This is a genomic window from Pedobacter westerhofensis, assembly GCF_900182595.1.
Taxonomy (GTDB): Bacteria; Bacteroidota; Bacteroidia; order Sphingobacteriales; family Sphingobacteriaceae; genus Pedobacter; species Pedobacter westerhofensis.
This window is the reverse complement of the sequence record NZ_FXTN01000001.1, coordinates 427,015-439,140: the sequence shown is the minus strand read 5'-3', so window position 1 is coordinate 439,140 and position 12,126 is coordinate 427,015. Positions and strand designations below refer to the sequence as shown.

At 42.8% G+C, this 12,126-nt stretch carries 10 protein-coding genes; 9 read left to right on the top strand and 1 reads right to left on the bottom strand.

Annotated features, from left to right (window positions below; genetic code table 11):
- Nucleotides 1–57: 57 nt before the first annotated feature.
- The gene (gene mqnC / locus FN831_RS01745) at nt 58–1,182 is read right to left on the bottom strand and encodes a cyclic dehypoxanthinyl futalosine synthase (RefSeq protein WP_142526702.1); all 1,125 of its coding nucleotides are present in this window, start codon (nt 1,180–1,182) and stop codon (nt 58–60) included.
- Nucleotides 1,183–1,424: 242 nt separating this feature from the next.
- Between mqnC and FN831_RS01740 the strand changes: the two genes are divergently transcribed.
- The 9 genes from FN831_RS01740 to FN831_RS01700 all read left to right on the top strand — a co-directional run bounded on the left by FN831_RS01740 (nt 1,425) and on the right by FN831_RS01700 (nt 12,072).
- Nucleotides 1,425–2,669, top strand: a complete 1,245-nt coding sequence (locus FN831_RS01740; RefSeq protein WP_142526463.1) for a M16 family metallopeptidase — start codon at nt 1,425–1,427, stop codon at nt 2,667–2,669.
- Entirely contained in the window at nt 2,662–3,936 is a 1,275-nt protein-coding gene (locus FN831_RS01735; protein ID WP_142526462.1) for a M16 family metallopeptidase, read from the top strand. The genes FN831_RS01740 and FN831_RS01735 overlap by 8 nt, the downstream gene beginning before the upstream one ends.
- Before the next feature lie 167 nt (nt 3,937–4,103).
- A complete protein-coding gene (gene guaB / locus FN831_RS01730) occupies nt 4,104–5,573 on the top strand; it encodes an IMP dehydrogenase (RefSeq protein WP_142526461.1) in 1,470 nt (489 codons plus the stop codon).
- A gap of 92 nt (nt 5,574–5,665) precedes the next feature.
- A complete protein-coding gene (locus FN831_RS01725) occupies nt 5,666–6,250 on the top strand; it encodes an LOG family protein (RefSeq protein WP_142526460.1) in 585 nt (194 codons plus the stop codon).
- Nucleotides 6,251–6,319: 69 nt separating this feature from the next.
- Nucleotides 6,320–7,948, top strand: a complete 1,629-nt coding sequence (locus FN831_RS01720; protein WP_142526459.1) for an acyl-CoA carboxylase subunit beta — start codon at nt 6,320–6,322, stop codon at nt 7,946–7,948.
- Between the two features lie 20 nt (nt 7,949–7,968).
- Nucleotides 7,969–8,595 carry a toxin-antitoxin system YwqK family antitoxin gene (locus FN831_RS01715; protein ID WP_142526458.1) on the top strand — a complete coding sequence of 209 codons (627 nt, stop codon included), beginning with the start codon at nt 7,969–7,971 and terminating at the stop codon, nt 8,593–8,595.
- 123 nt (nt 8,596–8,718) lie between these two features.
- Nucleotides 8,719–9,687, top strand: a complete 969-nt coding sequence (trxB, locus tag FN831_RS01710; protein WP_142526457.1) for a thioredoxin-disulfide reductase — start codon at nt 8,719–8,721, stop codon at nt 9,685–9,687.
- Nucleotides 9,688–10,024: 337 nt separating this feature from the next.
- Entirely contained in the window at nt 10,025–10,609 is a 585-nt protein-coding gene (locus FN831_RS01705; RefSeq protein WP_185960350.1) for an RNA polymerase sigma-70 factor, read from the top strand.
- A 386-nt stretch (nt 10,610–10,995) separates the two neighbouring features.
- A complete protein-coding gene (locus FN831_RS01700) occupies nt 10,996–12,072 on the top strand; it encodes a FecR family protein (RefSeq protein ID WP_142526455.1) in 1,077 nt (358 codons plus the stop codon).
- Nucleotides 12,073–12,126: the final 54 nt, after the last annotated feature.

Sequence of the window (12,126 nt, the reverse complement as noted above, 5' to 3'; positions counted from 1 at the left end):
GGTTTAAAATGAAGAAGAGGGCAATTGCCCTCTTTTTTTATTTCCTGTAACAGATGATTAATAATTGATCACCTGTTCTTCAAGCTGCTCCGGCAGGTCGCGGTAGTTATATTGCTGTCCTCTAAGCTGAGGCTCAAATCCTGCTTCCCTGATGGCATCCTGAATTCCTTTTGCGGTAAAACGGTGAGGTGCACCGGCAGCAGAAACAACATTTTCCTCGATCATGATCGAGCCAAAATCATTGGCACCTGCATGTAAGCACAGCTGAGCTACATTTTTACCTACTGTAAGCCATGAGGCCTGTATATTTTTTACGTTTGGCAGCATAATCCTGCTCAAAGCCAGCATCCTGATATATTCATCACCAGAAACATCGTTGGTAATACCCCTCAGACGTTTTAATAAGGTACCATCATCTTGGAAAGGCCATGGTATAAAGGCTAAAAATCCTTTGGCATGCTCCGGTTTTTCACTCTGTACTTCCCTGATCCAAACCAGGTGCTCAAAGCGTTCTTCGATGGTTTCCACATGGCCAAACATCATCGTGGCAGAAGTGGTAATATCCAGCTGGTGCGCAGCACGCATCACATCCAGCCATTCCTGCCCGCCGCATTTTCCTTTGGAGATCAGGCGCCGCACCCTGTCGTTCAGGATTTCTGCACCGGCACCCGGTAAAGAATCCATACCGGCAGCTTTAAGTGCGCTTAACACTTCGGTGTGCGACAGCTTTTCAAGTTTTGCTACGTGGGCAATCTCCGGCGGGCCCAATGCATGCAATTTTAGATCCGGATAAAGTTCCTTCAGTTTTCTGAACAGGTCTGCGTAAAAATTCAGTCCGAGGTCCGGGTGGTGACCGCCCTGCAGCAGCAGCTGATCGCCGCCCAGGCGGAAGGTTTCTTCAATTTTCACCTTATATGTTTCAATATCTGTGATATAACTGTCCTCGTGTCCGGGCCTTCTAAAGAAATTGCAGAACTTACAATTGGCGATGCAAACATTGGTGGTGTTTACATTCCTGTCAATCTGCCAGGTTACCTTACCACTGGGGACCTGCTTTTTTCTGAGCTCATTGGCTACATAAGACAATTCAGCGGTAGAGGCATTCTCATACAGGAATACACCCTCATCTTTTGTTAAAAAGTCAAATTGCAGCGCCCGTTGTAGTAAATCAGCAGTGTTCATTTCAGCAGTAATCATAGTACAAATATAAGCTAAGTTCTTCTGTTTTTATTTCACGAGATTATCACATTACTGCTTTACCAGCACCGAAGGCCAAATCAGGATATTTAAATTTTGTTACACTTGGCAATTGTTTCTTCTAAACCTGCCGTTTTTTGTGTCAAAGGGAGTTCTGCAGATGTGGAATAATTAGCACATTTAGCCTAAATCATAATGCTTATATTTGGCGGAATTATAAATTTTTTATGGTAGATTTTAATCGTTTTACACTAGCTAACGGCCTTCGTGTACTGGTACACGAAGATGATACAACGCCTATGGCTGTATTAAATATATTATATGATGTTGGGGCAAGGGATGAAGAAGAGGATAAAACCGGATTTGCACATCTTTTTGAACATCTAATGTTTGGCGGCTCGGTAAATATACCAAGTTATGATGAGCCCCTGCAAAGGGTAGGCGGCGAGAACAATGCATTCACCAGCAATGACATCACCAATTATTACATCACCTTGCCTGCTACAAATATTGAAACTGCTTTCTGGCTGGAAAGTGACAGGATGTTAAGCCTCGCATTTTCTGAAAAAAGCCTGGAAACCCAGCGCAATGTAGTTTGTGAAGAGTTCAAACAGCGCTACCTCAATCAGCCCTATGGCGATGTGTGGCTTAAACTGAGGCCGCTTGCCTATCAGAAACATCCGTACAAATGGGCCACGATAGGGCAGGACCTGGCACAGATTGAAAACGCTTCAATGGAAGATGTAAAGGCCTTTTTTTATAAACATTATAACCCTCAGAATGCCATCCTTGTGGTAGGGGGCAATGTGAAAACCGAGGATGTGAAAATACTGGCTGAAAAATGGTTTGCCCCGATTCCCGCCGGTAATAAATACTTAAGGAACCTGCCTAAGGAACCTGTACAAACAACTGAACGAAAGGAAACAGTTGTTGCCAACGTACCGCTAAATGCTTTTTACATGGCCTTTAAAATGCCTGCACGCAGGGATTCAACATATCAGGCCTATGATCTGATGGCGGATATACTTTCGCAGGGACAGTCATCAAGGCTATATAATAGTCTTTTGAAAGAGCAGCAGTTATTCAGTGACATCCATGCTTATATTACCAGCAGTATGGACGAAGGATTGTTTATTGTGGAAGGGAAACTGAGTGAAGGGGTGGCAATGGAAGATGCAGAAGCTGCAGTATGGGCAGAGCTCACTAAGATCTCTACCGAAGAGGTAACCGAAACTGAACTCACCAAAGTGAAGAATAAATCGGAGTCTATCATGGTATTTGCAGAAATGAGCTTGCTTGACAAAGCCATGAACCTTGCTTATTACGAGTTACTGGGCGATGCACAAGGTTTAAATACCGAAATCGATAAGTACCTGGCAGTGGATGCCCCAAAAATACACGATGCCGCAAAAAAGACTTTCGTGAGAGAGCAATGTTCTACATTATATTATTTAACTTCTGAAAATGCTTGACCGTACGCTAATACCTGAGTCCAAACAGGTAGATGAGATCAATTTTATTTCTCCGAAAAAACAGGAGCTCGATAACGGGATTAAAGTTTTTACTGTGAATGCGGGAAAACAGGAACTTGTTCGTATAGAACTTGTTTTTGAAAACGTAAACTGGAAAGAATCCAATCCTTTACAGGCAATTGCAGTGAGCCATTTGATTAATAACGGTACGAAAACCCTTACTGCCCGTGAAATTGCTGATAAAGTAGATTATTATGGTGCTTTTCTGCAAACAGATTACGGTGCAGACCAGTCGAGCATTAAAGTATATACACTCAATAAACATCTTGGCTCTGTCTTGCCAATTTTATGGTCTGTGCTCAATGAAAGCATCTTTCCTCAGCAGGAGCTGGATATCTTTAAACAGAACCAGCAGCAATCTTTAAAAGTAAGCCTGCAGAAGAACGACTTTATTGCCCGAAAGAACTTTGCCAATGCCATTTTTGGTAATTCTGCCTATGGTTCCAACATTGAAGTAGAAGATTATCAGGCGATACAGCGGGATGAACTTACGAGCTATTTCAGCGCGGCTTATAAACCTGAAAACTGTACCATCTTTGTGGCCGGGAAATTTGAAGAATCGGAATTTGATACCCTGAATGCTATTTTTGGTAAGGAATGGAACAATGTAGATGCTTCTGTAATCAATCACTTCTCTTTTGATCAATCCTTAACTGGCGAAATCTTTATTGAACGCCCTGATGCGGTACAATCTGCCATCAGAATGGGAATGAGGAGTTTGAACAGGACACATACAGACTTTCCGGGTTTCCAGGTGATGAATTGCCTGCTTGGGGGATATTTTGGCTCCAGGTTGATGTCAAATATCCGTGAAGACAAAGGTTATACCTATGGCATCGGCTCTGCGATCGTTTCGATGAAAGACTCCGGATACTTCTTTATTGCTACAGAGGTGGGCGCGGATGTTTGTGCCAATGCCCTGGTCGAAATTGAGAAAGAGATTGGCCTGCTGAAATCTGAACTGGTTGCTGATGAGGAGCTTGACCTGGTACGAAACTATATGCTGGGTTCTATGCTGGGCAGCCTTGAAAATGCTTTCTCCCACGCGGATAAGTTTAAAAATATTTATTTCTCGGGTTTGAATTATGACTATTATGATAATTATATCAAAACCGTTAAAACGATCACTGCTGAAGAAATGAAAGTACTGGCCAATAAATATTTAAATACTGAAGAATTTACGAGCGTTATCGTTGGTAAAAAGTAATACAGTACCGGCTAAGTAATTAGCCGGTACTGCTTTTTTTTCTGCATGCTGCAGCTGGTTTTTATTGTCAGTTGCGCCTCATATTCCCTTCATTATTGAAAACTATTTCGGATTGGCAATAATTTGTTTACCTTTGCCCGGCAAGTAATAACTCCTAATTATTTGCTATGCAACTCGATCCCCAAAAATTTATTGCTGAAGGCCTTACATACGATGACGTATTGTTGGTTCCTTCCTATTCTGAAGTACTTCCCCGTGATGTAGACACCGGAAGTTACCTGACGAGAAAAATCCGTATCAATGTACCTATAGTATCTGCTGCAATGGATACCGTTACCGAAGCAGGACTGGCTATTGCCATTGCCCAGGCTGGCGGTATTGGAATACTGCACAAAAATATGAGCATTGAGCGCCAGGCTGAAGAAGTCAGCAAAGTAAAGCGCTCAGAAAGCGGAATGATCCAGGACCCTGTTACACTTCGTGCAGACGCAGTGATATCAGATGCTTTCCAGATCATGACCAAATATAAAATCGGTGGTATCCCTGTTATCGATAACGACAACAAACTTGTAGGGATCATCACTAACCGCGACCTGCGTTTCCAGAAAGATATGCAGCGCCCGGTATCTGAAGTAATGACCAGCGAAAATCTGATCACTGCTCCTGAGGGCACTACGCTGATCCAGGCTGAAGAAATTCTGCAGGACTATAAAATCGAAAAACTTCCTGTCATCAGTAAAGATGGTCACCTTGCAGGTCTGATCACCTTTAAAGATATCCAGAAATATAAAAACTATCCTAAGGCTTGTAAAGATGAACGCGGCAGATTGAGAGTTGGTGCAGCCGTTGGTGTTGCTGCTGACAATATCGACCGTGTAGCGGCACTTGTTCAGGCCGGTGTGGATGTGGTTACAGTTGATACTGCCCACGGACACTCCAAGGGTGTAATTGATATGGTGAGAGCCATCAAAGCACGTTTCCCTGAATTACAGGTGATCGCCGGTAATATCGCTACTGCTGATGCAGCACGCGCATTGGCAGAGGCTGGTGCAGATGCCGTCAAAGTAGGTATCGGCCCCGGATCGATCTGTACCACAAGAATAATAGCAGGTGTGGGAGTACCTCAGCTATATGCAGTTTATGAATGTGCACAGGCATTAAAAGGCACAGGAATTCCTGTAATCGCCGATGGTGGTATCAAACAAACCGGGGATATTGTTAAAGCACTGGCAGCAGGAGCAAGCTCAATTATGGCAGGATCTTTATTCGCCGGTGTTGAAGAATCACCGGGCGAAACGATCATCTACGAGGGACGTAAATTTAAATCTTACCGTGGTATGGGTTCTGTAGAAGCGATGCAGGTAGGTTCTAAAGACCGCTACTTCCAGGATGACGAGGATGTAGTGACCAAACTTGTTCCCGAAGGTATCGTTGGCCGTGTTCCTTATAAAGGTACACTGGCAGAAGTAATCTATCAGTATGTGGGTGGCCTTAGGGCAGGGATGCATTACTGTGGTGCTGCAACGATCGAACAACTGCAGGAAGCTAAGTTTGTCCGCATTACTGCAGCAGGTATGAGAGAAAGCCATCCTCATGATATCTCGATTACTAAAGAAGCGCCGAATTATTCACGTTAGTATAATATATAAGTGTACTTTATTGAAATCATCTCAGCGCCCACAGGCATGAGGTGATTTTTTATTTTTAATCTAAATGATCTCCTGAATTTATGAAGTCAATTTGTGTGTATTGCGGGGCCAACTTTAATGGCGATCCCGTTTTGCTTAAAGCAGTAGAAGAACTTGCCGCAGCTTTTGCTGATCAGCAAATCCGTTTGGTATATGGTGGCGGCAGTGTTGGGGTGATGGGAATCATCGCCGATGAAGTGCTTAAAAATAAAGGCCTGGTAACAGGTGTAATTCCTCAGTTCCTGCTCGACCTTGAAGTAGGCCATAAAGAGGTTACTGAACTGATTGTTACGCAGAATATGCACGAGCGTAAACAAAAGATGGCCGACCTGGCTGATGGGTTCATTATCCTGCCCGGTGGTTTCGGCACGCTCGAAGAGTTTTTTGAAGTGCTGACATGGCTGCAGCTTGGATTGCACAACAAAGCCATAGGCGTATTAAATGTGAATGGTTTTTATGATCACCTTTTTGCGCAAATAGATGTAATGGTAGAGCACCGCATGCTGAAGCCCAACAACAGGGCACTGGTAATTAATTCAGATCAGCCTCTGGAACTGCTGGAAAAAATGAAAGCTTTTACGGCTGCGCCGGATCCGGTTTGGTTTAAAGACAGGGATCTGATTTAATCCCGTTTTCTGCCGCGAAATTTATCTTTGCTTTTCTGTAATTTCATAGATTACCTCTATCTTGCCTTTATGGATATCGAATTCAATAAAAACGAAGACGTCAATAAACAGCTGGCATACGAAGTGAAAACCCGGCTCAGGACAATTTATAAAGGTGGGGGCGAAAAGAGTGCGGCTAAGCAAAAGGAAAAGGGCAAAATGCTCGCCAGGGAAAGGGTTGCTTACCTGATTGATGAGGGGACTGAATTTCTGGAAATTGGAGCCTTTGCTGCAGAAGGGATGTATGCAGAACAGGGAGGCTGCCCGGCTGCGGGTGTTGTCTGTGGTATAGGTTACGTATCTGGCAGGCAGTGCATGATCGTTGCCAATGATGCCACGGTTAAAGCGGGTGCATGGTTCCCGATGACGGCCAAGAAGAACCTTCGTGCACAGGAAATTGCGATGGAGAACCGCTTGCCGGTAATCTATCTGGTTGACAGTGCCGGGGTATATCTGCCTATGCAGGATGAGATTTTCCCTGATAAGGAGCATTTCGGCAGGATGTTCAGGAACAACGCCATGATGTCTGCCGAAGGGATTGTACAGATCTCAGCTATCATGGGCTCATGTGTTGCCGGTGGAGCATATCTGCCCATTATGAGCGACGAAGCAATGATCGTTGAGGGTACAGGATCTGTGTTTCTTGCAGGTTCTTACCTGGTGAAATCAGCCATCGGAGAGGATGTGGACAACGAAACACTGGGAGGCGCAACTACGCATTGCGAGATATCAGGGGTAACAGACTATAAACATCCGAACGATCAGGCCTGTCTGGACAGCATCAAAAATATCATGAGCATGCTTGGGCAGCCGGAAAATGCCGGCTTTAGCAGAGTTAAGCCTGCAGCACCAAAGCTCGATCCCCAGGAAATTTATGGCTTGCTGCCCGAAAACAGGGAGAAGCAATATGATATGCACGAAATTATTTACCGCCTTACAGATGACTCCCAGTTTGAAGAATATAAAAAGGAATACGGGCAGAGCATTATCTGCGGACTGGGGAGGATTGATGGCTGGGCAGTAGGGATAGTGGCCAACCAGCGAAAGGTGGTGAAATCCAAAAAAGGCGAAATGCAGTTTGGCGGTGTGATCTATTCAGACAGTGCCGACAAAGCCGCCCGTTTTATTATGAACTGTAACCAGAAGAAAATCCCGCTGGTGTTCTTACAGGATGTGACAGGTTTTATGGTTGGCAGCAGGTCGGAGCAGGGCGGAATCATCAAAGACGGGGCAAAAATGGTAAATGCGGTGGCAAACTCAGTGGTGCCCAAGTTTACCATCGTCATCGGGAACTCTTATGGCGCCGGCAACTATGCCATGTGCGGTAAAGCCTATGATCCAAGATTGATCTACGCCTGGCCGACAGCAAAAATTGCCGTAATGGGCGGTGCACAGGCAGCAAAGACTTTGCTGCAGATACAGGCAGCTTCGCTGAAAGCGAAAGGAGAGCTGATCACTCCTGAAAAGGAAGCAGAAATGCTGAAGGAAATTACAGACAAATACGATAGTCAGACCACTCCATATTATGCGGCATCAAGATTGTGGGTAGATGGGATAATTGATCCGCTGGAAACCCGAAAAGTGATTTCTATGGGGGTTGAAGCCGCAAATCAGTCGCCAATAAAAAGACAATTCAATGTCGGAATTATCCAGACCTAGTTGCTAAATTTGATACTATTATGAAGAGATTACTTATCTGTTTGCTTATTCTTACAGGCAGCATCAATACGTACAGCCAGGTAAAAACAATTTTACTGGATGGGCGTGACCGTATCGTAGCAGACTCAACGCTGGCGATTAATTATGCTGTTTTTGGAAAGGTAGAAGGAGATACGGTTTATACCTTCAAGAAGTTTGATTTTGATGGCGTTTTGCTAACCTCCGGTACGTTTAAGGACGATAGTTTGCAGGTGCCCCACGGACAGTTTGTTTATTATGACTGGATCACCCCTGATAACAATTATACTAACCTGGGTTATGAGATCAACGGGAAGGCCAGATATGTGGTGCTTACCGGCAAATATATCAATGGGCTGCGTGTGGGAAAGTGGCTGAGCTTTTATGCAGACGGAAAGGTCAAACAAATGGCTGCCTATATTCAGGGTGCACTGAACGGTCTTTACCAGCAGTATGACAATGATGGCAAAGTCCAGATTTCCGGTATGTACGAAGGGGGAAAAAAGACTGGCACCTGGACATTGAAGGGCGGCAGGCAGGAAGATGAATACGCTGATGATAAGCTCATCTCTTCACTGACAGGCAAGAAACTGAGGGATAAGCAAGCACAGCGTAAAAATGTGAATTAAGAGAGATTAACCTTTTGTGCATCTCATATTAAAGCGTAATTTTGTACTGCAATTAACCCCGGACAAATTTGCGATTACCTTTTTTGAATAAGCACTGCCAGGGGTTATTTTATAAATTATATTATGGACACTACTCAAGAAATAGAACACGTTCAATGCCTGATCATCGGTTCAGGGCCTGCCGGTTATACTGCAGCGATTTATGCAGCCAGGGCAGATCTTAAACCCGTATTATATACCGGAATGGAAGCCGGAGGACAACTTACACAGACTACTGATGTTGATAATTTTCCGGGATATCCCAACGGAGTGATGGGCCCTGAAATGATGGAAGATTTCCGCAAGCAGGCAGAAAGATTTGGAACGGATATCCGTTTTGGTTATGTAAGTTCGGTTGATTTCTCTTCAATGCCCCATAAAGTGGTAGTGGATGAAATAAAAACAATTACCGCTGATACAGTGATTATCTCTACCGGTGCTACTGCCAAATGGCTGGGCTTGCCAAGCGAATCGCATTACAATGGTTTTGGCGTATCGGCATGTGCAGTATGTGATGGCTTCTTCTTCAGGGGCCAGGATGTAGCTATTGTTGGGGCGGGAGATACTGCTGCCGAAGAAGCAACCTACCTTGCTAAATTATGTAAAAAGGTTTATATGCTTGTTCGCCGCGATGAGTTCAGGGCCTCTAAAGCGATGGTAAACCGTGTACTGAATACACCAAATATAGAGGTGATCTATAATTCCGAAGCCCGTGAAGTACTGGGCAATGGCAAGAATGTAACAGGCCTGAGAATTCACAACAACCAGACCGGCCTGGAGTCGGATCTTGAAGTTGAAGGTTTCTTTGTGGCCATTGGCCATAAACCTAATACTGATATGTTTAAAGGATGGCTGGAAATGGATGATACCGGATACCTGAAAACTATCCCGGGAACAACAAAAACAAATATCGAAGGTGTTTTCGCCTGTGGTGATGTGCAGGACCATTATTACCGCCAGGCAATTACCGCTGCCGGTTCAGGATGTATGGCAGCACTTGATGCCGAGCGTTACCTGGCAGCTAAAGAAGATGAAGTAAAGATACTATCTTAAGTTGTTTCACGTTTTAATCGGTAATAGCTATAAAAGCGCATAAAAATAAATTGGGCCTGCTGGTTTGAACTTGCAGGCCCAATTTATTTAATATAGTATGATGATATATTAGTATGATCATCATGCGTTTTAGCTGGCTTTTATTGCTTAATTCTGTTCTAAATATTGAGAAAGTTGTCTCTTTGAGTTATTAGCCGGCAATATTGCGCTCTTGCTTTGCAATCTTACCGTCAATTCACCGACACATTTTACGTAAACGCCGGATATGGTTGATTTTATAAGATATAAATCATAAATTCAGTTTACGAAGTTGATAAAACGATTTAACATACCTATTTTGATAGAAAAAGGACTTGATACTAAGAAACTGTGGACTAAAATAGCTTGTGATAATGATCACAAATCATTTGAGCAGTTCTTTCTTATCTATAATACCCGGCTGATAAAGTTTTGTGAGCTGTATGTTAATAAAAAAGAAATAGCTGAAGAAATAGTAGCGGATGTATTTGTAAACTTCTGGAACCAGCGCCTTAAGATGCTTGAGGTAGATAACCTGGAAACATATATCTTTATTTCAGTTAAAAATCGGTCGTTAAATCACCTTAGGAAGAATGCTGCCGTCCAGCTTGTTCAGATTGAGGACAGCCACAGTGAAATCATAGCTTACAGTAACCCTGAAGCAGAGATAGAAAGGAAAGAGTTGTTCTTTAAACTCGATCAGGCTATTGATACGCTGCCCCAGCAATGTAAGATCATCTTCCAGCTTGTAAAGGAAGATGGTATGAAATATAAAGAGGTGGCGGAGATTTTGAATATTTCTCATAAGACAGTGCAAACACAGGTATTACGGGCAATGAAGAAACTCAGTATTGAAATGAGCCCATACCTTACCGTAAAGAACTTCTTTTCGAAGTTTGTATAATACTATATATATAATAGTATAGCTGCAGCGCGGCGGTTTAGGATATCCCCTAATTTTCAATCTGTCCGGCGCAATTCAAATCCAGCAAATCATACATTTTTCATTTAAGCATTAAAAAAAGGTGATTAAAATCAATATCACCCTTTTTTAGATGTTAAATTCAATAAAAAATAACCAATTCCTGATTTTTTATCAGTTTCTGTAGTCGGATTTATAAAAGTATAGCCCCTTTTTAAGATTTGAGGATTTGTTTCTGCATTTTATATGCTCAAATCCAGTCTAAGTGTTATAAATACACTATCTATTCAGAATTTATTTTCAATTCCTGTAAGCATTTGATAAAAGATCCGTGTCTATATAGGTGAACGCTCTTAAAAGATTACTGAATGGAAAAAAACCGGTTTATTGAGTTGCTTACCAAAGATCTTACTGGAGAAATCACAGTGGATGAAAAGCGCGAATTAATCTACTTACGTGGAGAGCCGTTTTATGACCGAAAAGAAGAGGACCTGCTCAGGGAATACTGGTCTAACAGCCATAAGGTTGAATATGACAGCGACTCGCTTTTCAAACGCATTCAGCAAAAAATAGATAACGGTGAAACAGGAGAGGAAGAGATTACCGACCTGACAAATGAACCAGATACATCAGAGGACAATATTGCTATTGTTCCTTTGTTTAGCTGGATGTCACGGGCTGCCTCTGTTTTATTAATTGCCTGCTGTACCTTGTTCGTATTTCATAGTTTTCTGACCTACAGAAAAGAACTGCTGGTAAAAGAAACACCAAAGGGGGTACGTTCTGTATTTACGTTAACAGATGGTACCGAAATCAGGCTCAACGCAGACAGCAGGCTGGAATACCCTGCACACTTTTCTGATTCTACCAGGGAAGTGTTTTTGATTGGGGAAGCTTTTTTTGATGTAAGTAAAGATGCGGCACATCCTTTTATCATTCATACCAAGGATATGGATATTAAAGTGCTGGGAACAACTTTTAATGTAAAAGCTTATTCCAATGAAAGCCTTACCGAAACAACTTTACTGAACGGCGCCATTACAGTCACATTAAATAACCTGTCAAAGAAACAGATTTATTTAAAACCCTCACAAAAACTTGTGTTCAGAAATCTTCGTACTGATAAGAGGAGGGTTGCCCTGACCAGTACAGATATTGATACATCAATGAGACAGCTGACGTATTTTAAGCCGGACCATGCTACCATTATAGAAACCTCCTGGACAGACAATAAGCTTACTTTCAAAAATGAAGAATTTGCCGCACTGGCCCGGAGCATGGAAAGATGGTATAATGTAGATATCAGCTTCGACAGTGAAAACGCAAAACAACTCAGATTTACCGGCATCATAGAAAAAGAAAATATCAGTGAAGCGCTTAAAGCACTCCAGTTAACAGAAAAGTTTAATTATACCATCAACGATTCTGCCATCAGGATTTTCTAATCACAGAACAACTAATTATAAACAAAATAACAACAACTAACCCAGATCATATGA